The organism is Nocardia sp. NPDC059240 (assembly GCF_042753865.1).
Classification (GTDB): Bacteria; Actinomycetota; Actinomycetes; order Mycobacteriales; family Mycobacteriaceae; genus Nocardia.
Map to the genome: position 1 here is coordinate 157,131 of NZ_JBHZAC010000014.1, position 25,479 is coordinate 182,609.

At 68.2% G+C, this 25,479-nt stretch carries 21 protein-coding genes; 9 read left to right on the forward strand and 12 right to left on the reverse strand.

Going from position 1 to position 25,479, the window contains the following annotated elements; genetic code table 11:
- Positions 1-10 precede the first annotated feature (10 nt).
- The 3 genes from tuf to ACFXHA_RS38460 form a co-directional block, all read right to left on the reverse strand.
- Positions 11-1,183 carry an elongation factor Tu gene (gene tuf / locus ACFXHA_RS38450; RefSeq protein ID WP_379365136.1) on the reverse strand — a complete coding sequence of 391 codons (1,173 nt, stop codon included), beginning with the start codon at positions 1,181-1,183 and terminating at the stop codon, positions 11-13.
- A 239-nt stretch (positions 1,184-1,422) separates the two neighbouring features.
- On the reverse strand, positions 1,423-3,954 hold the full coding sequence (locus tag ACFXHA_RS38455; RefSeq protein ID WP_379365138.1) for an MFS transporter: 2,532 nt from the start codon (positions 3,952-3,954) through the stop codon (positions 1,423-1,425).
- A gap of 59 nt (positions 3,955-4,013) precedes the next feature.
- The gene (locus ACFXHA_RS38460; protein ID WP_379365139.1) at positions 4,014-4,811 is read right to left on the reverse strand and encodes a DUF3298 domain-containing protein; all 798 of its coding nucleotides are present in this window, start codon (positions 4,809-4,811) and stop codon (positions 4,014-4,016) included.
- 237 nt (positions 4,812-5,048) lie between these two features.
- Between ACFXHA_RS38460 and ACFXHA_RS38465 the strand changes: the two genes are divergently transcribed.
- Entirely contained in the window at positions 5,049-7,946 is a 2,898-nt protein-coding gene (locus ACFXHA_RS38465) for a BTAD domain-containing putative transcriptional regulator (RefSeq protein ID WP_379365141.1), read from the forward strand.
- 128 nt (positions 7,947-8,074) lie between these two features.
- Here the strand turns inward: ACFXHA_RS38465 and ACFXHA_RS38470 are convergent, their stop codons facing one another.
- Together ACFXHA_RS38470 and ACFXHA_RS38475 are read right to left on the reverse strand one after the other, a co-directional pair.
- Positions 8,075-9,208, reverse strand: coding sequence for an acyl-CoA dehydrogenase family protein (locus ACFXHA_RS38470; RefSeq protein ID WP_379365143.1), 1,134 nt, complete (start codon positions 9,206-9,208; stop codon positions 8,075-8,077).
- Between the two features lie 16 nt (positions 9,209-9,224).
- Positions 9,225-10,409, reverse strand: a complete 1,185-nt coding sequence (locus tag ACFXHA_RS38475) for an acyl-CoA dehydrogenase family protein (RefSeq protein WP_379365145.1) — start codon at positions 10,407-10,409, stop codon at positions 9,225-9,227.
- Between the two features lie 99 nt (positions 10,410-10,508).
- On the opposite strand from ACFXHA_RS38475, the gene ACFXHA_RS38480 reads away from it, so the two are divergent.
- Positions 10,509-11,192: a hypothetical protein gene (locus ACFXHA_RS38480; protein WP_379365147.1), complete on the forward strand. Its 684-nt coding sequence runs from the start codon at positions 10,509-10,511 to the stop codon at positions 11,190-11,192.
- A gap of 9 nt (positions 11,193-11,201) precedes the next feature.
- Positions 11,202-11,627, forward strand: coding sequence for an SRPBCC family protein (locus ACFXHA_RS38485; protein ID WP_379365149.1), 426 nt, complete (start codon positions 11,202-11,204; stop codon positions 11,625-11,627).
- A 5-nt stretch (positions 11,628-11,632) separates the two neighbouring features.
- On the opposite strand, the gene ACFXHA_RS38490 is transcribed toward ACFXHA_RS38485, so the two are convergent.
- The 3 genes from ACFXHA_RS38490 to ACFXHA_RS38500 all read right to left on the reverse strand — a co-directional run bounded on the left by ACFXHA_RS38490 (position 11,633) and on the right by ACFXHA_RS38500 (position 14,994).
- Complete coding sequence (locus tag ACFXHA_RS38490; RefSeq protein ID WP_379365151.1) at positions 11,633-13,528, reverse strand: PQQ-binding-like beta-propeller repeat protein; 1,896 nt, start codon at positions 13,526-13,528, stop codon at positions 11,633-11,635.
- Positions 13,529-13,922: 394 nt separating this feature from the next.
- Entirely contained in the window at positions 13,923-14,537 is a 615-nt protein-coding gene (locus tag ACFXHA_RS38495) for an NAD(P)-dependent oxidoreductase (RefSeq protein WP_379365153.1), read from the reverse strand.
- A 46-nt stretch (positions 14,538-14,583) separates the two neighbouring features.
- Positions 14,584-14,994 (reverse strand): nuclear transport factor 2 family protein, encoded by a 411-nt coding sequence (locus ACFXHA_RS38500; protein WP_379365155.1) that lies wholly within the window; start codon positions 14,992-14,994, stop codon positions 14,584-14,586.
- Between the two features lie 122 nt (positions 14,995-15,116).
- Between ACFXHA_RS38500 and ACFXHA_RS38505 the strand changes: the two genes are divergently transcribed.
- Positions 15,117-15,932, forward strand: a complete 816-nt coding sequence (locus ACFXHA_RS38505) for a helix-turn-helix domain-containing protein (RefSeq protein ID WP_379365156.1) — start codon at positions 15,117-15,119, stop codon at positions 15,930-15,932.
- Positions 15,933-16,054: 122 nt separating this feature from the next.
- Here the strand turns inward: ACFXHA_RS38505 and ACFXHA_RS38510 are convergent, their stop codons facing one another.
- Positions 16,055-16,558, reverse strand: coding sequence for a hypothetical protein (locus ACFXHA_RS38510; protein WP_379365158.1), 504 nt, complete (start codon positions 16,556-16,558; stop codon positions 16,055-16,057).
- 1,016 nt (positions 16,559-17,574) lie between these two features.
- Here ACFXHA_RS38510 and ACFXHA_RS38515 point away from each other — a divergent pair.
- Positions 17,575-17,775, forward strand: coding sequence for a hypothetical protein (locus ACFXHA_RS38515; RefSeq protein WP_379365160.1), 201 nt, complete (start codon positions 17,575-17,577; stop codon positions 17,773-17,775).
- On the opposite strand, the gene ACFXHA_RS38520 is transcribed toward ACFXHA_RS38515, so the two are convergent.
- On the reverse strand, positions 17,776-17,952 hold the full coding sequence (locus tag ACFXHA_RS38520) for a hypothetical protein (protein WP_379365162.1): 177 nt from the start codon (positions 17,950-17,952) through the stop codon (positions 17,776-17,778).
- A gap of 293 nt (positions 17,953-18,245) precedes the next feature.
- Here ACFXHA_RS38520 and ACFXHA_RS38525 point away from each other — a divergent pair, with 293 nt between their 5' ends.
- From ACFXHA_RS38525 to ACFXHA_RS38535, 3 genes are read left to right on the forward strand one after another with little or no spacing between them, the layout of a single operon-like run.
- Positions 18,246-19,268 carry an LLM class flavin-dependent oxidoreductase gene (locus ACFXHA_RS38525; RefSeq protein WP_379365164.1) on the forward strand — a complete coding sequence of 341 codons (1,023 nt, stop codon included), beginning with the start codon at positions 18,246-18,248 and terminating at the stop codon, positions 19,266-19,268.
- A gap of 35 nt (positions 19,269-19,303) precedes the next feature.
- The gene (locus ACFXHA_RS38530; protein ID WP_379365166.1) at positions 19,304-20,575 is read left to right on the forward strand and encodes a condensation domain-containing protein; all 1,272 of its coding nucleotides are present in this window, start codon (positions 19,304-19,306) and stop codon (positions 20,573-20,575) included.
- A complete protein-coding gene (locus ACFXHA_RS38535) occupies positions 20,572-21,819 on the forward strand; it encodes a glycosyltransferase (protein WP_379365168.1) in 1,248 nt (415 codons plus the stop codon). The genes ACFXHA_RS38530 and ACFXHA_RS38535 overlap by 4 nt, the downstream gene beginning before the upstream one ends.
- Positions 21,820-21,833: 14 nt before the next feature.
- On the opposite strand, the gene ACFXHA_RS38540 is transcribed toward ACFXHA_RS38535, so the two are convergent.
- Positions 21,834-22,433 (reverse strand): TetR/AcrR family transcriptional regulator, encoded by a 600-nt coding sequence (locus ACFXHA_RS38540; RefSeq protein WP_379365170.1) that lies wholly within the window; start codon positions 22,431-22,433, stop codon positions 21,834-21,836.
- Positions 22,430-24,073, reverse strand: coding sequence for an FAD-binding oxidoreductase (locus tag ACFXHA_RS38545; protein ID WP_379365172.1), 1,644 nt, complete (start codon positions 24,071-24,073; stop codon positions 22,430-22,432). Before ACFXHA_RS38545 ends, ACFXHA_RS38540 begins: the two co-directional genes overlap by 4 nt.
- 198 nt (positions 24,074-24,271) lie before the next feature.
- Here ACFXHA_RS38545 and ACFXHA_RS38550 point away from each other — a divergent pair, with 198 nt between their 5' ends.
- Complete coding sequence (locus ACFXHA_RS38550) at positions 24,272-25,435, forward strand: MlaD family protein (protein ID WP_379365319.1); 1,164 nt, start codon at positions 24,272-24,274, stop codon at positions 25,433-25,435.
- The last annotated feature ends 44 nt before the right edge of the window (positions 25,436-25,479 follow it).

Here is a 25,479-nt window from a genome sequence, read left to right on the forward strand (position 1 = left end):
TCGGCGCGACCTAGTCGACGGTCAGCACCGTCCCCGCGGCGACCGTCAGGTTGCCCTCACGCACCGCGAAGCCCAGTCCCGGCTCCAGCGGCACCGCGCGGTCCAGCGTCACCGCAAGCTCGACGGTGTCGCCGGGAAACGCCCGCTCGGCCGGCAGCACCACATGACCGGACACGTCCCCGGTGCGCAGGAAGAACTGCGGCCGGTACCCGCTGGCGATGGGCGTGCGCCGCCCGCCCTCGGCCGCCGACAGCAGCCGCACGCGAGCGGTGAACCCGGTGTGCACCGCGATGCTGCCGACCGCCGCGACCACCTGCCCACGCGCCACCTGACCGCGCTGCACCCCGCGCAGCAACAGCGCCACATTGTCCCCGGCCTCCGCCGATTCCATTGTCCGCCCGAATGTTTCGAGGCTGGTGACCACGGCCTCGAACTGACCGCCGAACCCGAGCACCGACACCCGGTCCCCGGCCGTGATCCGCCCGCGCTCCACCGCACCGGTCACGACCGTGCCGCGCCCGGTAATGGTGAGCACGTTCTCCACCGGCATGAGGAACGGCGCGTCGGTGTAGCGCACCGGCATCGGCACGTACTCGTCGACTGCGTCGAGCAGCCGCAGCAGCTGCCCGGCCCAGTGCTCGTCGCCCTGCAGCGCGCGCAGCCCGGAGACCGGAATGACGGGAGCGCCGTCGCCGTCGTATCCGTTGGCGGACAGCAGCTCTCGCACCTCGAGCTCGATCAGCTCCAGCAGTTCACCGTCGGCGACGTCGGACTTGTTGAGCGCGACCACGATGTGCTCGACGCCCACCTGCTTGGCCAGCAGCACATGCTCGCTGGTCTGCGGCATGACGCCGTCGTCGGCGGAAACCACCAGGATGGCCCCGTCGAGCTGGGCCGCACCGGTGATCATGTTCTTCACGAAGTCGGCGTGGCCCGGCATGTCGACGTGCGCGTAATGCCGTGTGGCCGTTTCGTATTCGACGTGCGCGATATTGATGGTGATGCCGCGCTCGATCTCCTCCGGCGCCCGGTCGATGCGGTCGAACGGAACGAAGGCCAGCCCGCCGCGCTCGGCCAGCACCTTGGTGATGGCGGCGGTGAGGGTGGTCTTGCCGTGGTCGACGTGACCCATGGTGCCGATGTTGACGTGCGGCTTGGTGCGGACGTAGGCCTGCTTGGCCATGATGAATCTCCAACCGGGAGTGCAAGTGTCGAGGGACCTCAGCAGGAAGCCGACCTTCCCCGTCTGAGGTCCGGGACGTCCCGGAGAAGGTCAGCTTCGTGCGCCGTCGAATGCGGCAGCCAGAGCTGCGGCCGCGCCGGTCAGGGCAGCAACCATCGCACCCGCGACTGCGGGGTGAGAGGCGATGGGCTGCGCGAACATGCCAGTCATGCTGCCGGGCCGAACCCGGTTCGCGCCACTTATTTTTCGGCCGGCTTCCCGGCAGGTGCCACCGCATCGGGGGCACGCCCACCACGCGCCCAGGCGTGCAGCAGTTCCGCCGAGATGAGCAGCCACACCATGCCCGCCACCGCGAGCAGCACCCGGCCCAGCACCCGCGCCCACCCCAGATCCAATGCGGCACCACTCGACAGCACCGCGACCGCCGTCATGCCGAGCGGGAACACGGTGGCCCAGCGTCGCACGTTGTAACCCGGCCGGAACGCGACCGCCTCGGCCACCACGAGAACCAGATAGAAGGCGAGGTTGATGCCGACCAGTGCCAGGGTCAGAGTCCGCAGTATCCCGTCCAGCGAACCCGTCCACCCGTGCCAGCCGACGAGTTTCGATCCGGCCAGCGCGGAGATGGCCAACGCCCCGGTCATGACCCACTGGTCGCCGGCCCCACGCCAGATCTGGCTGACATCGAAATGCGTGAATGCCAAGGCGTACAACAGCAGTCCGAGCACGAAGCACACCAGCGCCGCGGTCATCAGCCACTCCCCCACACCGGCCCGCGCCAGCGTGGCTCCCAGCACCGCGAGCCCCTCGGTGGCCACACAAACCAGGAACACCGCCCCCGGCATCCGCCGTTTCCAGTGCCCGATCACCAGGACGATCAGCACGGGCCACAGGATGGCCGCGATCACCAGCAGCGCGGTGGCCACGAAATGCCAACCGAGCAAGGCGATCCGGGTCCCGAGCACGGTGGTGGCGGCGACCGCCGTCAAGGCCGGGGGTGTGTCCGCTTCGCCCTCCCACCGGGTGTGCGTCCACAGCAGCCGGGACACGAAGTCGGCGGCGAGTGCCAGCCACACCACCGCCGCGAGCGTGAGCGCCGCCCGCGACAATGGTTCGAATCCGGTGAGATGCAGTCCCACGGAAAGGATTCCGGTGGCCATCACGAAAGCGCCCATGGCGGGCGGTAGTTCCCGCCACCACTGCCCGGAGTCGCCCGGATCGCTGAGCGTCAGCGCCGACAGCACCGCGGCGGCCAGGATCATGAACGCCGAAACCTGCAGTGCCACATCGAGTCCGTGATGGAAGGCCACCGTCCCGGTCGCGAGCGCCTCGGGCACCTTGGACGCGTACTTGAGCATGGTCCCCAGGTCGATGCCCGACGGTATCCGGCCGCGCTCGACCGCGTCGATGGCGGTCGGCTGCAGTTCAGGTGGCAGCCCCAGGTCGGTGAGCTTCGTCTTCAGATCAGCGGTGAGGAATCCGTTCACCAGCGAACCGAGCACCGCGACCCCGACCGCCGCGCCGACCTGCCGCATGGTGTTGGTGGCCGCGGCCGCCATCCCGGAATGCGCGGCGGGCACCCCGGTCAGCACGGCGGAGGTCAACGGCACCACGGCGATACCGAATCCGAGCCCGGCGACCGCCAGCGTGGCCGACAGTTCCGCGAATCCGATACTGCCGTCGAGGGAATGGCGGGTGAGCAGAATGCCCACGGCACTCACCACACAGCCGACGATCATCGGCGTTCGCGCGTCGGTGCGGGCCACCCAGTACCCGGCGACCAGCGACCCCACCACGATCGCGGCCGCCATCGGCGCGAAGACCCCGGCCGTGCGCAGCGCCGAATAATGGATCATCACCTGCAGATACAGCGCGGTGAAGAAAAAGATCGAGAACACCCCGAAGTAGACGGCGAACGCCACCCCCAGCGCGGCCCGCACCGGTGGCAGCCGCAGATACCGGAAGTCGAAGACGGGATTGCGAACCCGCGTCTCGACCGCCACGAATCCGAGGCAGGCCAGTCCCCCGACGATGAACAGCGCCACCACCGACGGCGCGCCGTAGCCGCGGTTCTCGCCGCTGATCGCCGCATAGATCACCGTCCCGAGCGCGAGCGCGCCCAGTAGTGATCCCGCCCAATCCAGCGGCCCCGGCTGCGGATCCGAGCTTTCGGGAACGAAACGCAGCGCGGCCGCGAACACCACGACCCCGATCACCACGTTCAGCCAGAAGATCGACCGCCACCCGTACGCGTCGACCAGCACCCCACCCAACACCGGCCCCGCCGCCAGCGCGAGCCCCGACACCGCCGACCACACGCCCAGCGCCTTGGCGCGCTGCTTCGCGTCCGGAAACACCTGCCGCAGCACCGAAAGCGTGCCCGGTTCGGACGCGGCCGCGCCCACACCCATGATCGCGCGCCCGGCGATGAGGGCGGGCACGCCGGACGCCAGCGCCGAAATCACCGATCCCGCACAGAAGATCGCGAGCCCGGCGACCATCACCCGTTTGCGTCCCCAGCGGTCGCCGAGCGATCCGGCCGCCAGCATGAGGCTGGCGAAGACCAGCGTGTAGGAATTGACCACCCACTGCAGCAGGCTCACATCGGTGCTGAAGTCGGAGCGGATGTCGGCCAGCGCGACGCTGACGACGGTGGTGTCGAGGAAGGTGACGAACAGGACCGCGGTCACCGTGGCCAGGGCGATCGCGGGTCGTGCCGCACCCGCCGTACCGATGCCCCCTGGGCGCGACGTGTCACCGATGGTCGCCACGGCCTCAGAGTACGGCCCGGATACGGCCTTCCGCCTTACCAACTCGACACGCCTCGGGATCAACTCGACAGCACCTCGAGCAGGCCGGGCTTCAGCTGTGCCCGCAGCGCCGACCACGGCACCGTGATGTCGATGGCGCCCGCCGCTTCGGTGCCGACCTGCCCCTGGTCGAAGTACACGCGCAGGCCGTCGGGCGTCGCGGTCCAGGACTTGAAGTTCGCGGCGACCGCGGTGATCCCGTTCTTGTTGAAACCATCGCCGGCGCGCGTGGCGGGCAGCAGCGCGGCCGCCTGCGCCGAGAGCAGTTGCAGGCCCTTGGCCTGGTCGATGAACATGTCCGCGAAACCGATCGCCTCGGAGGTGTCGGCATTGATCACGCACGTCGACTCGACGATGGAGGGGTGCGCCCCGCCGCCGTCGACGCTCACCCGCAGCAGTCCGCTGAGCACATGCTTGCCGATGTGATCCACCTTCGAGTTCTTGTTCGGATCGGTGATCGACTTCGCCTGCTTGTACTGGGTCAGGAAGTCGTTGGCGCGCTGGTTCATGCAGCCGTTGAAGGCCCGGGCCGCTTCGAAGTTCACGCCCTTGCCCTCGACACCGAGGCCCGGCACGACGATGTCGTAGCTCAGCGCCCCTTTGCTGTCCTTCAGCTCGCCTTGGGTGATGACGATGAACCGGCTGGAGGCCTGCGCATCGGTCGGCTGCGCGGTCGCGGTGACGGAGGCCGGACCGGTCGGGGTGATCGTGACCGGCGCGGTGGGGGTGACGGTGGCCGGTGTCGATTGCGGGTCGCAGGCCGCCAGTCCGAAGGACACGGCGCAGAGTGCCAGGACGACGGCGGATTTCGCCCGCATGGGATGCCTCCAGGGTGGTCGAGGGCATCGACTCGGGGCGATGCCTGCGACCAGCTTCGGACCGGCCGCTTGGCGGCGACCAATGACCGACCAACGAAACGGGATTGACGGTCCAGGACATTCGGGGCGATGTTCCACGATGGTGGAGGCGAATCGGTGCAGGATAGTCGGCGAATCGTCGCGAACTCCATCCCTCTACACTCCCGAACGGGGAGGTTGGTTTTTTTGAGTGTTGCGGTGTTGAGGTTTGCCGTGCTGGGCGAGGTCCGTGCCTGGCGCGGGGACGCGCCCTTGGATCTGGGTCCGCCACAGCGGCGCGCCGTGCTCGCGGCCCTGTTGCTACGCGAGGGCAAGGCGGTCACCGCCGCGGAACTCGTGGAGGGCATCTGGGGTGAGGACCCGGTCCTGCGCGCGGTGCCGGCCCTGCGCACCCACGTGGCCAAGCTGCGCCGCGAACTCGAACCCGACCGCGTCAATCGCGGACCGTCGACCCTGCTGATCTCCATCGGCGACGGCTACGCGCTGCGACTACCGCAGGGCCGCACCGATATCGACGAGGTCGCCGACCAGGTCGCCACCGCCGAACGACTGCGCCCGGACTCCCCCGCCCGCGCCCGCGACACCCTGGAGTCCGCGCTGGCCCGCTGGCGCGGCGCGGCCCTGAGCGGACTGCCCGGCCCCTACGCCGAGCGACAGCGAGCCCGGCTCGAGGAATGGCGACTGTCCATCCTGGAGGACCGGCTGGCCCTCGATATCGACACCGGCCGCAGCGGTGAGGCGGTCGCCGAACTCGGACCCCTGATCGACGAGCATCCGCTGCGGGAACGCTTCCGCGCGCTGCTCATGACCGCGCTGTATCACGGCGGCCGCCAGGCCGAGGCGCTCGAGGAATACGCTCGCGCCCGCCGCGCGCTCGTGGACGGCGTCGGCGTGGAGCCCGGACCGGAACTGAGCGAGGTGCACGCACGCATCCTGCGCGCCGAACTCCCGCCGGTGCTGCGCCCCGCCCGCACCGTGGCCACCCCGGCCCAATTGCCGCCCGACATCGCCGATTTCACCGGCCGCTCCCGGGTGGTCGAGGAGCTCGCGGCCCAGCTCACCGGCGGCGGACCGGCGGTCGCCATCTCCGCGGTCGGCGGCATGGGCGGGGTCGGCAAGACCACCCTGGCCCTGCACGTCGCCCACCGGCTGCGCGACCGCTTCCCCGACGGGCAGCTGTATGTGAACCTGCGCGGCGTGGACCCCGAACCGGTGCCGCCGGGCGACGCGCTGGGCGGGTTCCTGCGCGGACTCGGGGTCGCCGAGGGCGATATCCCGCCCGCCGTGGATGATCGGGCCGCGCAGCTGCGAACCATGTTGAGCGACAAGCGAATTCTGGTGGTGCTCGACAATGCCCGGGACAGCGCCCAGGTGTCGCAGCTGCTGCCCGGTACGTCCGGCACCGCCGTGCTGATCACCAGCCGCTCGGCGCTCACCGAGCTGCCCGCGGTGCGCCGCACCCGCCTCGACGTGCTCGAGCGCGAGGAGGCCATGACGCTGCTGACCCGCATCCTCGGTACGGAACGTGTTGCGGGGGAACAGGATGCGGCTTACGCCCTGATCGAACAGTGCGCCCACCTGCCGCTGGCGGTCCGTATCGTGGGCGCGCGGCTGGCGGTCCGGCCGCAGTGGACGATCGCCTCGCTGGTCGAGCGGCTGGCCGACGAGAGCCGGCGCCTCGAGGTACTGCAGACCGGCGACCTCACCCTGGAAACGGCCTTCCGCCTCGGCTACGGGCAGCTGAATCCCGAGCAGGCCAGGGCGTTTCGCACGCTGGCCCGTGCCGACGTGCCGGACTTCCCGGTCGACGGCGCGGCCGCGCTGCTGGGTGTACCGGTGCCACAGGCGGAATTGCTGTGCGAATCGCTGGTGGATCTGAGCCTGCTCGAGACGCCCGCGCCGGGCCGCTACCGCTTCCACGACCTGCTGCGGCTGTTCGCGGCGCGACTGGCCGGGAGCACCGAGGGCCGCGACGCCAGCGAGAAGGAATCCGAGATCGTGGTCCGGCTGCTGGACTACTACCTGGCCAGCACCAAGAACCTGCTCGGCGCACTGGATTACAGCAACACCACGCTGCTGCTGGTCCCCACCAAGGCGGTCGGGCACACCTTCGCCGACGGCGCGGAGGGCCAATCCTGGAACGACGTCGAGCGGCCGGTGATCATCGCCCTGCACCGGCAGGCGGCCCGCATCGGCGGCCGAGCGGTGGCGCTGGCCGCCGATCTGGCCTGGGTGATGTCGGAGCTGATGGACACCGGCAGCCGCGCCCGCGAACTCGCCGACGGCCTGGAAGCGTTGCTGGACACCGCGATTCGCAGTGCGGATCACGCCAGTGCCCGGCGCATCCGGGTGGCGTTGGGGGCGATGATGCAGATCGGGCTCGGTGAGGTGGAGGCGAGTCTGCAGTTCCTGCAGCCGATTTCGCAGCCCGCCGACGACGCCGAACGCCGGTTGCAGGTGCTGGCCGAGATTCTGCTGGGGGTGGCGGATCGGCGCATCGGCAATACCAAGGACTCGCATCGGCACTACGCCAATGCGATCGCCTGGACCCGGTCGCTGGACGATCGGTCGCTGGAGGCGTGGATTCTGGCGCTGGCCACCCGCACGCTGTGCGAATCCGGTCAGTACGCCGAGGCGGTCGCGGTGGCCGAGCGGGCCATCGCGCTGGCCCGGGAGTCCTCGAACGCGGTGGCGCTGGGGTGGGCCACCCACGAATTGGCGGCCACCCGTTCGATGCTCGGGGAGCACGAGGCGGCGCTGGCCTTGGCCGAGGACGCGGTCGCGATGACCCATCGCAACGGGGTGCGGCTGTGGGAGGGCTGGGCGCGTACCCGGCTGGCCCAGATCCATCTGCGGGCCGCCGACCACGCCGCGGCCGAGGACGAGGCGACCCAGGCGTTGCGCCTGCTCAGCAAGGCCGCCGACCCGCTCGACCGGGCCCGTGCGCTGTCGCTGCGCGCGACCGCCCGGGCCGCCCGCGGTGACGTCGAGGCCGCGGCCCGCGAACACGCCGACGCCGCGGAGATCTTCCGCCGCGCCGGGCTGCCCGCGCCCACGCTCGCGACCCTGTTCGCGCCCGGACCGGCCAACCCGTAGCGCGTTTATTCAATATTTATCGCCCCGTGGGAATGTCCCTCCACGTGGGTGCCCCGGGGCTGCAACTCCCGGGGCATTCACGTGATGAGGTCATGATCACGTTTGCGTACGAGGGGTGTGCACACGGCTCATGCGGGTCCGGAAGCCGTCGCCAGGGTGGGCGGCGGTGTCTCCGGCACCGATCGTTGTCCGGCCGTATCCAGCCAACCACCCAGGCGACGCAGTTGAGTGGTTGCCGTTCCCGATTCGAACTCGCCGCGTTTGGCGGCGGTGAAGTAACGCTGCATCGGATAGTCGAGGTAGATGCCGGTGCTGGCGTGGATGTGGACGGCGGTGTGGGCGACGCGATGCCCGGCCTGCGCGGCCCAGAACTTCGCGACCGCGATCTCCGAATCGGCCGGTAGACAGTGGGATTCGCGCCAGGCCGCCTGCCAGAGCGTGAGACGGACGGCTTCGACGTCGATGTAGGCGTCGGCCAGGCGCTGCCGCACCGCCTGGAACGAGCCGATCGGCTTGTCGAATTGCTTTCTGGTGCTGGCGTATTCACAGGTCATGTCCAGGGCTCGGGTGAGGACGCCGAGTTGGTGGGCGCAGATGGCGAGGATGGCGCGCCGGGCCGCGAACGTCGCCGCCCCGGGTGCGGTGAGCGCGTTCTCGTCGGGAACCGATACCTCATGCAGTGCGAGCAGGGCGGCATCGGTGCCGTCGACGGTGTGCTGTGCGGTGACGGTGAGGCCCTCGGTGTTCCGATCCAGCAGGAGCAGTATCGAATTCGTGCCCGCCCGTGCTTCGAGGAGGAAGCCGTCGGTGAACGATGCTGCGGCAACGGCTGATTGCCTGCCACTGACCCGCCAGCCTCGGCCCGTGCGCTCCGCCTCGAAGGCCGCGAAGTCGCGGGACAGAACCGGGGCGAGCGTCTGCTCGCCGCGCAACAGCGGACCGGCCCAGCGCGTGAGTTGGCCGTCATCACCGAATTCGGCGAGGGTGGCCGCGCCGACCGCGATGCTGGTGGAATACGGTGCGGGAGCTAGGGTCTCGCCGATCTCCGCCAGGACGGCGCACTGCTCGAGCAGTCCGTAACCGCCGCCGTGCACGCGTTCGGGGAGCGCGGCCTCCAGTAATCCGCTGCCCGCCATGACTTTCCACAGATCAGGATCGAAGCCGCTGTCGCCGGGACGGGGATGGCGCCGCATCCAGTCGCCGAGCAGTTCCCGTGCCAGGCCCGCGAGCTCCCGCTGCGCCTCGGTGTATTCGAAATCCATTGTGCTACTCCTGTATTCAGCGGGAGACGGGCAGACCAAGCGTGGTCTTGGCGATGATGTCGCGCTGCACCTCGTTGACGCCGCCACCGAAGGTGAGGATCAGCGCGGCGCGATGCAGGCGTTCGATCCGCCCCTGCAGCAGCACGCCCGGCGAATCGGCGCGCAGGACCGCCTCCGCGCCCAGCACCTCCATGAGCAACCGGTAGCCCTCGATGGCGAACTCGGTGCCGAAGACCTTGGTGGCCGAGGCATCCGCGGGCCCGAGTTCGCCACGGTCGGCGGCCCAGGCGGTGCGCCAGTTGCGCAGCTTCAGGTATTCGGTGTGCGCGTGCACGCGGGCCAGATGCAGGCGTACCCATTCGGCGTCCATGACCCGGCTGCCGTCGGGCAGCACCGTGTCGCGCGCCCACTCGGTCACCTGTCGCAGCGATTCCCGCAGGGGCGCGGCCGAAGCCAGGGCCACGCGTTCGTGATTGAGCTGGTTGGTGATCAGCGACCAGCCCTGGTTCTCGCCGCCCACCAGGCTGGTGGCGGGCACGCGGACATCGGAGTAGTAGGTGGCGCTGGTGCCGACCCCGGCCATGGTGTGCACCTTGGTCCACGAGAATCCGGGCGCGGTGGTCGGGACGATGAAGATCGACAGCCCGGCGTGCTTGCCCACGGTGGAATCGGTGCGGGCCGCCAGCCAGACGTAGTCGGCGTATTCGATGAGGCTCGTCCACATCTTCTCGCCGTTGATGACATAGTCGTCGCCGTCACCGACCGCGCGGGTGCGCAGCGACGCGAGGTCGGTGCCGGCGCTCGGCTCGGAATAGCCGATGGCGAAATGCAATTCGCCACGCGCGATCCGGGGCAGGAAGTACGCCCGCTGCGCCTCGGTCCCGTAGCGCATGATGGTCGGCCCGACTGTGTTCACCGTGAGATACGGCAGCGGTACGCCCGCCGCCGCGGCCTCGTCCAGGAAGATCAGCTGATCGAGCATCGAACGGCCCTGCCCGCCATGCTCTTCCGGCCAGCCCAGCACCAGCCGGCCGTCACGACCCAGTTGCTTGACCACTGCCTTGTAGACGCGCCCGTCGCCGTGCTCGCCGCCCGGCCCCGACCGCAGCCCCTCGCGGACCTCCGGGGTGACGAGATCGGCGAAATACTCCCGCACTTGCTTGCGCAACCGGTCCTGGTCTTCGCTAAAACTGATGTGCATGAGCCGAACCTACGAATCGGCGCGGCCGGATCCGCCCGGGTGGCAGCAAGCTGCCAAACCCGCGAGCACCTCCGGTCCGATGTCACGATGGGGGTAGTGATGCACAGCAAGCACACCGGCAGCCCGGCCACCGGGATCGTCCGGTTCAGCCAGGAAGGCCAGTGGGACAGGGATGTCCACCGGCTCCTGCGGCATGCCCGCCGTGAAGCGGTGGTGGCGGTCTCGAATCCCGCACCGTCCAGCGATCACCTGCGACTCGGGCAGGTGGTGGTGGACGATCTACTGACCGCGGGCACCCAGGTGCGGCTGCTCTACTCCCCCGACTACCTCGAGACCAGGGATCGGCAACCGCTGCTGCGGCATTCCGCGCGCGGCGCACAGATCCGGGTGACCGACAACGACTTCCACAACGCGCTCATCATCGACCGCACGGTCGCCGTGCTGTGGAGCGGCGCGGGCACACGGCACCCCTACGCCTATCTGGTCCGCGAACCGGCTCTGCTGCAAGCCCTGCACCAATTCGCCGTGCTGAGCTGGCAGTCCGGCCACGGTCTCACCGCACCGGCGGAATCCGTGGTCATCGACGACACCGACCGCGCCATCCTCAACGCCCTCAACCTCGGCCTGATCGACGAGGCCGCCGCCCGCCGGCTCGGCCTCTCGCTGCGCACCTACCGCCGCCACCTCGCCGACCTCATGACCCGCCTCGGCGTGCACAGCCGCTTCCAGATCGGCGTCCGCGCAGCCCAACTCGGCCTGCTCGACGATCCGGGGTGCCGCTAGAGTTCGGCCATGCCCGAAAAGATCCTCCGCAACACGTTCACCATCACCGCGCCCGCGCAGGCGGCGTACGACCATCTGACCCGGCCGGAGAACTACATCGGCCTGTCCCCGTTGGTGGTGGCGGTCGAGGACGTGCAGGACGGCTCGTACGTGGCAGTCGAACGCTTCCGCCTGCTGTCGCTCAAGTACGACAACCGCATTCGGGTATCGCTGGAGGGCACCCCGGCCAGTTCGGTCTGGGGCGAGGTCAACAGCCCCGGCGGCGTCCACATGGCCTACCGCTTCGACCTCACCCCGACCCCCGAAGGGACCCGCGTCGACGACGAACTCCGGCTGCGCACGCCCTTCGGCCTGATGGCCTTCGCCTCCGGCCAGGCGCGCAAGGTCCAGCTGGCCCGAGCCACCATCCTGGCCGACCGGCTCGCCGCGCGCTGACCCGGTTATTCGCCGAATCCGACGATTTCACCGGCCGACTCGAAGGACCAGAACACCAGTACCGCACCCGGTGCCGCGAGGGCGCGCGGGAAAGCCTGGTAGTTCACGGTGCCTGCGGTTCGCGAGGTCACCGGATGGCCGTCCTCGCGGCTCCAGGATCGCACCGGCAGCTCGTAGGTGAGGATGCGTGATCCGGGACTACCGGGCATCTGAACGATTTCGTCCCGCAGGAACATGACGTTCTGCGCGTCCGGAATGATCGGATCGACGAAGCCTGGCAGGCGATAACGGATCGCGCCGGTGTCGGCCGCGACCACCGCGTAGGGATCCTTGTCGTGCGCGTCGCGGTACACGGGCCGAATCTGTTGCGCGCCCAGGGGATCGGCCGCGACGATCCGGGTCCGGTCGCCGTCGTCGACCGTGGTGTTCGCGAGCTGCCGTGGACCGGTCAGCGTGATATCGACGAAGGCCGAGGGGGTGCGCCGGAACCAGCCGGCAACGACGGTGTTCTCGAATCGGGTGAGCGTCGCGGTGTCGGCATCCTCGAATTCCCTGGTGACGACGACTGCGCCGGTGGCCGGGTCGATCTCCGTGACGCTCGCCCGGGACGGGTCGCCGTGCGTGCACGGCACGAGAACATAGATCGCGCCGTCTGTCATGGCCACGGATATCCGCTGCTCGTAGCATGCCGAAGGGTCCATCTTCATCGGCAGATCCACCGACCACATGCGCTTCCCGGTTCGCCCGTCGTAGCGGGCCATGCGCTCGGTGTTGCGCCGGATCAGAAACCCGGGCGTCGAGAGGGCTTCGGTCGGGTCGGCCGTCCACTGATCCAGGTCCGCGATGTCCCTGGTGTAATCCGCATGGTGCCAGAGGTTTTCACCGGTCATGGCATCGAAGGCGTTCCAGCCCACCCGTCCCCAGTTGGCGACCACGACCTTGCCACCGTCGACCGACTGCAGCGTGCCGGGACTGTACCCGACTCGTGTCGAGGTGTCGTGCTGCCACGGCGCCGTGGCCCCTTCGACGGGCGGATACGTGCTCAGGTAGTGCCAGCGCGGCGCGCCGGTCGCGCCGTCGTACGCGGTCAGACCGGCGGTGGAGGCGACCACGAATCCCGCACCGGCCACCACGACGTTCGGCGATCCCGAGCCGCTCGACGTGGTCACCATCGGCAGCGGCACGCGAAAGCGTTCTTCTCCCAGGCGATTCGGCACCGCAGGAACCGTCGTCGCGGCAGCGCGGGTGTGATCGAACCGAACCGTGTCGTCGGCTGCCACGACGGCCACCGCCGCAATCGGTCCCGACACGGCCAGACCGGCCGCGACCGCCATTGCCAGCCCGCGCCGCAACGACAGCGCCTCGACGACGCCCGGCCGCCACCGCGGAATCATCGACCGCCACACCGGGAGTGCCATCAGGGCCGCACCGACGACCACCAGGCCACTGGCGGTCAGCGCAGTCGGGAGGCTCGCGAAGAAGGGCACGTCCCCTCGAATGTCTCGGTATCGCCGGACCAGGTGACCGGAGAGCGCCATGACCGGCAGCACCACGATCCCGGCCCCCATGGCGAGTACCACGACCGCACGAACCCAGTCGGTCGTCGGCAGAATCCAGCGACTCGACCGAACCACCTCGACCGCGGTGACCGCCACGGCGGCGAGCACCACGAGGCCGAGCACGATCGCCGTCCACGCATAATGCCTCGCCAGCCCGTGCGCTTGATTCAGGGCGTCGGTGCCCTGATAGCTTTCCCAGTTCTCCGGCTGTGCCGACGCGAAGGTCACGCTGTAGAGGGCGAGCAGCATGCCGCCGAGGACCAGTCCACACCCGAGTCCGCCGGTCGCGCCCAGTATTCGAGACCCGCGCCGGGCTACCGATTCCGCGCTCTCCGTGACCACCCGATCCCCTTTTCCGATTCACCCTGGCCCCACCGGACAATCAGCAATTCAGAAACTACCAACCAACCGGGCGGTACCCCCGGCAGTGGTACCGCCCGCCCACCGCACCTTCGCGGCTGGCAGGTTCGGTCAGCGCGGCTCGCGGCACTTCCGGACATTCACACCCGCTCATGCATCACCAGAATGCACTGGGGTACAAGTCTTCTCGATGTTTACGTACCGGAATGCATGCTCGTCGAGCAACCGGGACTCGGCGGTTCAGTGCGTTCGGCCCGGCCGAGATCGCCTCGGCGCGTTGATCTTCGGCAGTATCGGATGCGACACGGACCGGGGGTCTTCGAATCCCGCGCGCGGCGTGAGCGACCTGCAGGCGAGCCGCCCATGGGCCTTCGGGTCAGCGCGCGAGTGGAACAGCGATCCGGCCGGGGAACCGCGGGTTCTCCGCTTCGTCAAGCATCGCGGCGGCAACGGTGTCCCGGCTCACCATGATTCGGAAGATGCTCTTGGGGGAAGCATCGAGCCCGACGGTGCGCCGGTCCGGGCTGATCGGTTTGTTCGACAGGGGTCCGGCGTGGAAAACCGTCCCGCCGGCTTCGATGACCACTGCGTCGGACTCGACCTTGTCGGCGACCTCCGCACCGAGTCCCTTGAGGACCAGCCGGTTGAGCGCGCTTGCCACCGCGGCCGAGGGGCCGGTGCCGTAAGCGCCCAGCCAAATGACGCGGGCCCCCGACGCCACTGCCGACCGGGCGCCTGCGGTCAGCACGCCCGGCTTCGTCCCCTTGGGCACACCCAGTCCGGACAGCACCAGTTCACTGCCTTCGAGCGCCGCGTCGATCTCGTCAGTGTGGAACACGTCCGCGACGATCTTGGTCAGCCCCGGGACGTCCGGAATGGTGATCCGGTCCGGATTGCGGGCGATGGCCCTCACGATGTGGCCACGTGCGAGTGCCTGCCGGGTGAGGGAGAGTCCGGTGGGGCCGGACGCGGCGAGAACGGTGAGCTGCATGAAAATCGATTCCTTGGGTTCAGCGGGAGTTCTACCGAGCCGCATTTCAGCCGAGGATGTTCAGCTGTGTCGACGTATCCGGGGCAGCGACCGGATCGAGGTAGAAGCGGACCGCTGCGGCGCGGCCGCCCTCGACCCGGATGATGACTGTGCCGCGGATGGTCTCGACGACCCCGTCGGCCCGCGTTCCGATCATCTCCCACTCCGTCCACACCCGGTCACCGTCCACCACGGAGTCGATGACCCGGGCGTCCAGGCCGTTCGAATACCGGGCGAAGATCATCGTGTAGTTCGCGCGAACCTGGTCGGCACCGCGGAAGGAGCGATCGGGGTGCACCGGCACCACGCAGTCGAAGTCATCGGTGTAATTGACCACCAGCTTTTCGACGTCACGATCGGACATCGCGGCGGCCATGCGAAACGGAACGGCGCGCACTTCGTCGGTCGATGCGCTCATTTCAAGACCCGGTCGGCGAATTGGTTGACATCAATCATGGTGGTCACTCTTCCGGGTTTCGGCCACCGTAGCGGGGGCCAAGATGTCCCCCTCCGGGCCGATGCCGCTGATACTCTTCGGCCATGTCGGACGCGAACACTTTGGGAACGGTGTTGCGGGAGCGACGTGAACGCACCCGACCCGAACAGGTGGGCGTCGCCAGTCATGGCCGCAGGCGCACGGGCGGCCTGCGCCGTGAAGAGCTCGCCGAATTGGCCGGCGTGTCAACGGATTACCTCAAACGGATGGAACAGGGTCGCCGACATCCTTCGCCTGGCGTGTTGAACGCCTTGGCCCGGGCGCTCCGAGTGAGCAGGGCGGAGTACGAGCACCTGTGCGCACTGGCCGGTTACGCGCCGGTGGACGGGCGGGTACCACGGCGGCTCAGCGATGGCGCACGCCGACTCGTGGACCGGATAGAGAGCACGCCGGTGTGCGTACTCGACGCCACGTGGACGGTCGTCGGCTGGAACCGGGCGTGGGAAACGCTGGCCTGCGGGGTGCCCTCACTCCACCCGCGCGAGGGCAACATCGCCTGGCGGGTGTTCGTTGGCCAGGGCGGCCGAGTGACGCGGTCGCCGCATGACGAGGCACGCTTCCAGCGCCTGCTGGTCGCCGAGCTGCGTGCGGCTTCGACCCGCTACCCCGCCGACGAAGACCTGGCGTCTTTGACCGCCGACCTCCAGCGCGCCAGCGCCGTGTTCGCCGAGCTCTGGGCCGGCACGCCCACCACCGGGCAGCACGACAGCCGGATGCTGCTGCAGCATGAGGATCTGGGGCAGATCGCACTGGACTGCGACACCGTCCACATTCCCGACGGCGACCTGAGGGCGGTGGTGTTCACGGCAGACCCGGGCTTGGCCGACGCCGCTCCACTGACCGAATCCGTGCTGGAGTAGGTTTCGCTGGGAGTCGAGTCGGCGGGCGTAGGTTTGTATGGTCGGAGCCAGTAACAGGCTGCGCGGACCCGGCCGAGGGCGCGGGCTTGGATCCACAGAACAAGCCGCTTCGAACCGAGCAATCAGCGGCAATGTAGTGCGTTCGGCAGCGGCTCAGGGGCGATGACACACGGTTGCAGCCTGCGCCCGGCGGATTTATCGAGAATCTTCAATCCCGCCGGCAAGATTCCGAGTTGATCCGCGGGTGGAATCGGAGGCTGCTTGCCACCATTTCCACCGGGACCATCGAGCACTCCGGAGTCGAGCGCCGTCAGCCCAAGGGTTCCCAGCACAAGAACACAGCAGTAGAGGCCGGCCAATACGGTGCCCACGATGGTGCGACCGGTAGGCCCGCTGCCCATCCGCTTTTCGATGGACACTCCGATCATCAGCGCGACCGCGCCGAGAACACTCAAAAGCACCTCGAGGCTGTTACGGCACGATCGCAGTGACCAAGCTTCGAACGAAACCACAAGTTCGACGACGATGATCGCCGCCAGTATCAAAGTAATCCGCGTGCGATGACGCGAGGGTCGAGCGGCCAGTGACCAGCACGCCAGTGGGACGAGGAAGATCAACCGAAGCACGGCGAAATTCTAAGATCGCTGCATTGAAATGCTTTGGCTCGTAACCGAATCCGCGAGGAATCGGCACAACTTCTTCACATGCTCACCGACGTTGGTGGGCGCCAGACCTGATAGCCTCAGGGCGCCGGGACACGTTGACCGGAACGAGGTTCGGGGGCGAATGAGAAAGTTGATCGGCGACGCGACCGCGGTATTGGTGGGCTTGGTGATTGTCTGCGTGATCGTTGTGGGGGCATGCTGGGCGCTGTTGTACAGCCTGAGTTCGGAGCTCTCGCCCACTTGGGATGGCGATGTGTAATTCATCGTGAACTTCACACCAGATCACGCGAATGGTCGGCACGTGTACACCGAGTACGGGCTCCAGAGCGTACCTGAGGAGACTCCGAGTCTGGCTTCGCAGGCAAGGCCGGGCAGTTCTATCGAGGCGTGGTTGGAGTCCAGCGAGCTACCTGGCTCGCGAGTTGGGGATCGAGTGATCTGCGCGCTCCATGTTCATGAGCTCCCCGTCGCACCCTGACTCAAAACTGACACAACACGTGGAGGCTATCTGAAATGCGTATTTACCTGCTGTTGAAAGCATTTCGCCGCCGAACTATTCGCCGCGCAGCTATGAATCGACAATGCGGCCAGTCCTCGGACAGCCAGAACTTCGTTCAATCGGGGCCATCGACTCCGCCGTCGACCGAACACAGGAGGCGGCAGTGACACCCGCTAGGCAGAGATCGGTTTCCGCCATCGTGCTCGCAATGGCTGCTGTGCTGGGCGGATGCGGAAACCAATCACCAAGCCCCACATCGACGACCGACCTCGCAACGAGCAATTCGTCGCCGATCCCGAGTACCGATGCGTCAGGCGACATAGTGGGCCCCTGTGATGATTCAGCCGGAGCGACCGCAACCGGCATCCACCTGGTCGCTCTGCTCGATCTCCCGGCGAGCAACGCACTCACCTACAGCATGACCCACCACGTCAGAATGCCCGGCACTCAGGGCGCACTGGAGCCATGTGGTGACCGGATGACCATGCCGGTGTCCGAACAGGTCACCATCACCGCCGAGCACGGCACGATCTGCTCCGACTGGCCGGTCTATCGCGACCCGTGCACTCTCACACTGATGAAAACTGATGCCGCCCATTGGAGCCAGATCACCCCCATCGCCCGCATCCGCATCGATGTCGGCCGAATCGTGGAGATCGAAGAGGTTTACAACGGGTGATCATCGAATACGAACGGCCCCGAAGCCATAGCCTCGCTGTTTGATCTCTACGTTGAAGTCCCAACCACCTTGGAACTCCTCCGCTAACAACTGCTCGACCGCAGTTTTCACCGCCCGTGCTTCATGAATATCGTTGAGGCCCTTTACTGTGGCGTAGAGATCGCAGTTCGCAGACACGTGATGGAACGTACAGCGTCGGTACGACAGTGAGGCCGGTCGTTGCCAGTGCTGTTGCGCGGAAGCGGACGTCCCGCGAGAGTGATCGGGTCCGCCGAACGGGCCGCAATCCGAGAGCTACTAGCCGCCTTGTTCTTTGTGATCGTGATGGTGCCTCCGGCGCGGCGGTACACCTGGCAGTGGTACCGCGCGCCGAGTGGGCCCTGCCGGTGGTGGTGCTGGGGCGGTCGGCACAATCGCTGGGGTATCGCGGGTTATTGCCTGGTGGTGCTGCGGCATTCGATATTTGCGGGATGAACGTGGTGGCGGCGCTTCGGCTCAATATGACCAATGTCGATGATTTCGGGGGCGGGCACGGGGAGAGGTATCGGGCGGCGTTGGATATGGCTGCTTATGCCGATGGGTGCGGGTTTGCGGTGGTTAATTGCGAGGAGCATCACGGGTCGGGGACGGGGTGGTTGCCTGCGCCGTTGTTGATGGCGGCGGCGGTGGGGGCTTGTACGGCGCGGATGCGGGTCAGTATCGGGGCGTTGCTGGTGCCGTTGTACGAGCCGGTGCGGTTGGCCGAGGATCTGGCGGTGCTGGACAACCTGTGTGGTGGGCGGTTGACCGTGGTGGCCGGAATCGGTTATCGGCCTGAGGAATACGCGGCGCTCGGGCGGGATTTCCGGCGGCGGGGGCGGCTGATGGACGAGGCGCTGGAGATCATGTTCGCGGCTTGGCGGGGTGAGCCGATCGAGCGGGGCGGGCATGTGCTCCGGGTGACGCCCAGGCCGTTCACCCAACCGCATCCGCAGTTGCTCATCGCCGGGATGAGCGCGGCCGCGGCGCGGCGGGCGGCCAAGTTCGGGCTGCCGCTGTCGTTGCCGATGGCCATGCCGGAGGTGGAGGAGCTGTACTACGCGGAGCTACAGCGTTGCGGCACTGCCGGATTCGTGCACAAGCCGGAGCCCGGGAGCAAACTCACTCTGCTGCATCGGGATCCGGATGCCGCCTGGCAGCGTTTCGCGCCGAACATTCTCACCGAGATCCGCGAATACGCGTCGTGGCGGCGCGACGGGGTGCCCCGGCCGCACGAAGCGAGCGCGGGATCGGCCGACATCGGTACCGGATCGGTGGATGCGGTGCGCGCGCACGGCTATCTCGAGATCCTCACGCCCGAGGAACTACGCGACCAGATCGCCTGCGGGCGAACCGAAATCCTGATGAATCCCCTCATCGGCGGCCTGCCTCTCGACGAGGGCTGGGCGAGCCTGCGCCTGCTCGGCGAGGTGCTGACCCAGGCCGGGGTCGACGCGACCCCGGTGGCCGGATGACCCCCACCCGACACTCCCCGACCTCGAGGACGACCATGACCGAACCGCGCCCCGGACGGCTCACCGCCGCCGCCCGCAAATTTCTCACCTGGGACGAGAATCCCGCCATCTTCGGCATCACCATCCCGTGTCCGGTTCCGGTGGCGATGGGCCCGGAAGACGCAGCACGCCTGCTGAATTCGCTCATCGACACCCATGAGGCACTGCGCAGCCGATACAGCTACGGCGAGGACGCGGGCTGCCTGATCGAACCGGTATCCGGTGGCGTCGTCGATCCGGCTCGCATCGACGTGCGGGTGGTGGATATCGAGGGTCTCGATCCCGGTGCGCTGATGGCGGTCATCGAGGAGGAGTCGGCGAAGGCGAATCTGCGGCTGGATCCGGCGGGCGGCAAGATCCTGACCGCCGCGCTGCTCACCCGCTCCACCGACGTCAACATCCTGGTGCTCACCGCCCATCACGTCGCGATCGACGGCGTCGCCATGTGGGTACTGTGGGACGATATCGCCACCTACGTGCGGCAATGGGAAGCGGGCGAAGAGATTTCGCTGTTGCCCGAGTCCACCACCGGCTCGGAGTGGGCCGAATTCCTGGAGGGCTACGCACCCGGACGAGTCGGTGAACTGGAGTACTGGCTCGCGGCCAGTGACAGCGTGCCGAATCAGCAACCCCGCGCCGCCACACCGGAATCCGCGCACATCGACGGCGTCATCGACGGCCCGCTCGCGCAGCGCCTGCTGGTGGAGCTACCGGAGGTACTCGGCGCCACGTACACCCGAATCCTTTTGGTCGCACTGGGTTTGGCCATCGAGGACGTGACCGGCGAGGCCCGGCCCATCTCGGTGCAGAAGCACGGCCGCTACAGCCGCCTGCGTCCGGGCACCGATCTCTCGCGCACGGTCGCCTGGATCTCCGACGACTATCCGTGGGCGCTGCGCCCCGCGCCGGGCACCCTCGACGAGCGCATCCGCGACGCCATCGCCACGTATCCGCCCAATCCGGAGGACTTCACACTGCTGTGCTGGCATCACCCCGACAGCTGGCCGCGCTTCCTGAGCTTCAATTTCCCCAAGTTCTACTTCAACTTCCTGGGCGACGTCGGCGTGTGGATTCCGGACGCGCAGTCGCGCGAGCAGTCCCGGCTGACCATGTTCGATCTGAGCATGATGCTGGGCACCAGCAAGCCCGAAGGCGTTGAACAGGTCCACTATTCGGTGCATTCACCCGAGGGTGGACTCGGTGCCGGCACCCTCGGCGACGTGGTCGCCCGGTGGCTGTCGATCCTCGCGACGGTGGGTGCCGCATGAGCAGGATCGTGCTCGTCGGCATCGGCTCGCGTGGTGATATCGCACCGCTGACCGGGCTCGGCGTGGGCCTGCGCGACGCCGGGCACGAGGTGCTGGTGGCCTCGCACTGGATGTTCGCCGAACAGATCACCGGATGCGGGCTGGAATTCCGGGAGATGGCTCTCGACCTCGAGATCGACACCGACACCGATATCAACCGGCTCGCGGCGGGCTGGAAGTTCTCCTCCCCCAGCGGAGTTCGTGGCATGGGCCTGGGCATGATCGAGGCATTGCGCGACGAACCAGCCGACGTCCTGCTGCTGCCGCCGCCGACCGAGTACGCGGGGCTGGCGCTGGCCGAAGCCAAGGGCATCCCGTCGATCGGATTGCGGTTCCAGCCGCTCTCGGCCACCGCCGCGCACGCCCCGGCGGCCCTGGGCCCCTACGACTTCGGCGGTCGCGGCAACCGATTGGCCGCCGACTTCGGCGCCTGGTTCAACGACAGTTTCTATGCCGGGACCATTGCCGCGTTCCGCCGCGAACTCGGCCTGCCGCCGCTGTCGGCGCGCGCGGCGCGTCGGCAGCGCACCGCGGCGCAGTGGCCGATCCTCAACGGCTTCTCACCCAGTGTCGTTGCGCGCCCGGCCGATTGGCGGCCGGGTTTGGAGGTGACCGGTTACTGGTGGCCGCCGCGCCCCGACCGGTGGGAGCCGCCCGCCGAACTGGTGGATTTCCTCGACGCCGGACCGCCGCCGGTCTTCCTGGGCTTCGGCAGCATGGTCGACAATGCCGCCGGCAGCGCGCGGATGTCGACGATCATCGGAAAAGCGGTGCGGCGCGCGGGAGTCCGCGCCGTCATCCAGCCCGGCTGGATGCGGCTCGACGTCCCCGGCGATGACGTCCTGACCATCGGGGAAGTGCCGCACGACTGGCTGTTCCCGCGCATGGCCGCGCTGGCCCACCACTGCGGCGCGGGCACCACTGCGGCGGGCCTGCGGGCGGGCGTGCCCGCCATCGGCGTGCCCGTCTACGCCGATCAGCCGTTCTGGGCACGGCGGCTGGTCGACCTCGGGGTCAGCCCGGCCACCATTCCCTATGGAAAAATGTCGGAGGACCTGCTCACCGACGCGATCCTGCGGGCCACGACGCAGAACTCGCTCCGCGACAACGCGATTCGGATGAGCGCCCGCATCGGCGCGGAGGACGGCGTCGGCCTGGCGGTGAAATCCATCGAGGCCCACCTGACCGCCGCGTCGCCCCGGTAGCCGACGGCCGGGCGCTACCGGGATCGGCCGAGGGCGGTGAAGATTCGAGAGCAGCGTTCGGTCATGTCGTCGGGGGTATGGTCCGGGTGGTCGGTCCACCACGCGATGGTGGTGGTGACGATGCTGAACCACAGCGACAACACCAAGGCATGATCCGTCGGGTCGCCGATGCCCGCGTCGGCCAGCACCTCGGTGACGCCCTCGGATCCCATGGCGTTGAGCGCGTTCTGATAGTGGCGGGCCGTGTCGAAGGGCTCACCCGGACGAGGCAGGGTGGCGTCGTAGATGATTCGCCAGTTCTGGGTGTGCCCGTCGAGGGCGGTGAAGATGCCGGTCAAGGTGGCAAGGGCCTTGCCGGGCGCACCGTGCACGGACTGGGCGGCGGCGACGGCCGCGACCAGTCGCTCGCCCGCGCGGTGAATACATGCCGCGTGCAAGCCGTCGCGCGAGCCGAAGTAGGTGTAGATGAGGGGTTTCGACACTCCCGCCGCAGCGGCGATGTCGGCGATCGAGGCATTGGCATAGCCGCGGTCACCGAATTCGACCGTGGCGATATCGAGGATCTGCTGTTCGCGTTGCCCGCGGGGAACGCCCTTGGTACCGGCCCTGCTCACCGGGCCGCTCCGGCGGAAACCCTTGCGGCAGGGTCGATCAGGACACCGGGATTCAGGATGCCGGCCGGATCCAGGGCCGCCTTCGCAGCCCGCAGCGCGACCGCGAACGGCTCCGGACGCTGCCGGTCATACCAGGGGCGGTGGTCGCGACCGACCGCGTGATGATGGGTGATCGTGCCACCCGTGTTCGAAAGTGCCTCCGATACAGCGGCTTTGATCTCATCCCACTGTTCGACGGTGCGGCCCCAGCTACCGGCGGCGTAGATCCCGAAATAGGGTGCGGGACCATCCGGATACACGTGGGTGAACCGGCAGGACACCACACCGGTCACCCCCAGCGACTCGAACGCACCCGTCGCCGCCGTCTGCACCGCCGCCCGCAGCTCCTCGAAACGGTCCCAGGTGCAAGCGGTTTCGAAGGTTTCCACGATCATCGACTGGGCCGCCAGCGCGTCACGCTGGTACGGCATGCGCAGGAACGACGACCGCCAGGTGTCGGCCGCGCCCGCGCGCGCCACCGCCTCCTGCTCGGCATCGGTGGAACGTACCCCCTCGGGCACCGTGCCGCCGTGCGCGCGGCAGATTCGCAGCGCCCACGACATCGGTTCGTCCACCGGATGATCGGCGGATTCGAAGCCCAGCACCAGCACGCCCCCGGCGCTCGCGGTGCCGGCATTGAGGAACGCCTCCACCGGATCCAGCAGCCGGCAGTTGGCCGGGAAGATCCCGGCCTGGGCGATCTCGCGGGTGGCGGCGACCGCGGCGGAGTAGTCGCCGAACAGCACCGACGCGCCCGTGCGCCAGCGCGGCCGGTCCTGCACCCGCAGCCACGCCTCGGTGATCACACCGAGAATGCCTTCCGAGCCCAGGAACATCCGATCCGGCGACGGTCCCGCCCCGGAACCGGGCAGCCGCCGCGACTCGCTCACCCCGACCGGGGTGACCACGCGCATCGACTCCACCATGTCGTCGATGTGGGTGTAGACGGTCGCGTAGTGTCCGCCCGCCCGGGTCGCCAGCCAGCCGCCGAGCGTGGAGAACTCGAACGACTGCGGAAAATGCCGCAGCGTCAACCCGTGTGGGCGCAACCCCTCTTCCAGGGCGGGCCCGAGCAGTCCGGCCTGCATGCGTGCCGCGCGGCTGACCCGGTCGACCTCCAGCACTCGATCGAGCCCACCCAGATCCAGCGACACCACACCCGGGTGGTCGGCCACACCGCGCGGCTCGACCCCGCCGACCACGGAAGTGCCACCGCCGAACGGGATCACGGCGATACCGGCGCTACCGCACCAATCCAGGATGTCCACCACGTCCTGTTCCGAGCGCGGGCGCAGCACCAGGTCCGGGACGTTCTCGACGCGTCCGAGCAAGGCCCGCACCACATCCCGGAACGCTTGGCCGTGCCCGTGCGCGACCCGGTCGCCGAGTCCACCGGAGGCCAACGCCGCCAACGCATCCGGAGCCTGGATGCGGGAGGCGGGCACCGTCAGCTCCGCCAGAGCCGGCGGCTCGTGCACGGTCAGATCGGCCTTGGGCATGAGTTCGGCGATGCGCCGGGTCAATGCGGCGCGCTCGGCCCCGGTGACCGCGTCCTCGACATTGCCCCATCCCCACCACGACCGTGTCACAGCTGTCTCCATCAGATCCGGGAAGTTAATTGACTCGACGGTAAATTACCTTCGGGTCAATCGCAAGGGTGAGCGTCGTGCCTCGCCCGGAGACCGGGGCCGCCGGGCAGGCGGCGCGAATGTGATTAGATAGCGCGCAGTTTCGCCTGGTGTTTGCTGTACATCGAACCTATTGGCTGTCTGATCAGCGGTGGAGGCGGGCTCTTGAACGTGCTGCGCGGGCGCAAGATCTTGGTGGGAAATCTGGCTCTGGTGGTGTTGCTACTGATCGGAGCCGCTTATCTGGCAATCGATGTGGCGCGGGTCAAGGGACCGGGCGGCACCTACGCGGTGACCGTGCAGCTGGATCGGTCCGGCGGTTTGCAGGCGGGTAACGATGTCACCTGGCGCGGGTACCGGGTGGGTTCGATCAAGACCATCGAACTCATCGACGGCGGTGCCGGCGTGGCGGCGACCGCGGAAATCGACAAGAGCTACCAGATTCCGGCCGACACCGAGATCCATGTCGGCGCGCTGTCGGGGGCGGGCGAGCAGTACCTCGACTTCCGGCCCCGCACCGACAAGGCGCCCTACCTGCACGACGGACAGCTCATCCGGTTCGATCCCGCGCAGATCAGCACGCCGACCCCGATCTCGCAAACACTGATGGACAGCAATGAGCTGATCGCACAGATCGATCCGGACAAATACGGGGTCATCCTCGACAACCTGAACACCGCGCTCAGCGGCGGGCCCGACCAACTCAAGGGGCTCGTCGACGGATTGAGCGTGGCCACCACGGGATTGGACAACCGGCTGCCGCAGACGGTCAGCCTCATCGAGAACCTGCGGGTCATCGTCGGCACCACCTCACACGCGCAGCCCGATCTCGGCACGCTGACCCGCAATTCGAGCATCCTGCTCGAACAGGCCGATGTGGCCAACGGCGAACTGCGGCAGCTGCTCGACAACGCGCCCGGCCAGATCGCCGTCGCCGACGGCATTCTGGATCGCAATATGGACCCGATCCAGAGCCTGGTCACCACCATGAGCGCCATCGTGCGCGCCGCCATGCTGCGACTTCCGGCCGTGCGGGCCCTGTTTCCGGCGCTGGTGATCGGCACCAACGCGATGGGCGTGCCCGCCCACGACGGCGAGTTCTACACCATCACCGACGCCTGGCCGCGCCCGTGGTGTCTGTACCCGACCCGCAATATCGCGTCATTCGTGGTGTCCGAGCCCACCTTCGGGCGCTTCAACTACTGCGACAACCCGCCCGCCGATCAGCAGATTCGCGGCTCGGCCAACGCCCCGCGCCCGAATGTGCCGAACAACGGCGCGCACATGCCGACCGGCGTCGACCCGAATGAGCGCACGCTGCCGCCGGTTCGGTGACCGCGCCACGCCCGGCCTCGCGGTAGTACCGGCGTGCCCACGCA

Bases quoted from the DNA above. Each gene is read 5' to 3' on its own strand.
- tuf (WP_379365136.1), bottom strand. From the start codon at position 1,183: ATGGCCAAGCAGGCCTACGTCCGCACCAAGCCGCACGTCAACATCGGC.
- ACFXHA_RS38460 (WP_379365139.1), bottom strand. From the start codon at position 4,811: ATGCGGGCGAAATCCGCCGTCGTCCTGGCACTCTGCGCCGTGTCCTTC.
- ACFXHA_RS38470 (WP_379365143.1), bottom strand. From the start codon at position 9,208: ATGGATTTCGAATACACCGAGGCGCAGCGGGAGCTCGCGGGCCTGGCA.
- ACFXHA_RS38475 (WP_379365145.1), bottom strand. From the start codon at position 10,409: ATGCACATCAGTTTTAGCGAAGACCAGGACCGGTTGCGCAAGCAAGTG.
- ACFXHA_RS38480 (WP_379365147.1), top strand. From the start codon at position 10,509: ATGCACAGCAAGCACACCGGCAGCCCGGCCACCGGGATCGTCCGGTTC.
- ACFXHA_RS38485 (WP_379365149.1), top strand. From the start codon at position 11,202: ATGCCCGAAAAGATCCTCCGCAACACGTTCACCATCACCGCGCCCGCG.
- ACFXHA_RS38495 (WP_379365153.1), bottom strand. From the start codon at position 14,537: ATGCAGCTCACCGTTCTCGCCGCGTCCGGCCCCACCGGACTCTCCCTC.
- ACFXHA_RS38500 (WP_379365155.1), bottom strand. From the start codon at position 14,994: ATGAGCGCATCGACCGACGAAGTGCGCGCCGTTCCGTTTCGCATGGCC.
- ACFXHA_RS38505 (WP_379365156.1), top strand. From the start codon at position 15,117: ATGTCGGACGCGAACACTTTGGGAACGGTGTTGCGGGAGCGACGTGAA.
- ACFXHA_RS38515 (WP_379365160.1), top strand. From the start codon at position 17,575: ATGACCATGCCGGTGTCCGAACAGGTCACCATCACCGCCGAGCACGGC.
- ACFXHA_RS38525 (WP_379365164.1), top strand. From the start codon at position 18,246: ATGAACGTGGTGGCGGCGCTTCGGCTCAATATGACCAATGTCGATGAT.
- ACFXHA_RS38530 (WP_379365166.1), top strand. From the start codon at position 19,304: ATGACCGAACCGCGCCCCGGACGGCTCACCGCCGCCGCCCGCAAATTT.
- ACFXHA_RS38535 (WP_379365168.1), top strand. From the start codon at position 20,572: ATGAGCAGGATCGTGCTCGTCGGCATCGGCTCGCGTGGTGATATCGCA.
- ACFXHA_RS38545 (WP_379365172.1), bottom strand. From the start codon at position 24,073: ATGGAGACAGCTGTGACACGGTCGTGGTGGGGATGGGGCAATGTCGAG.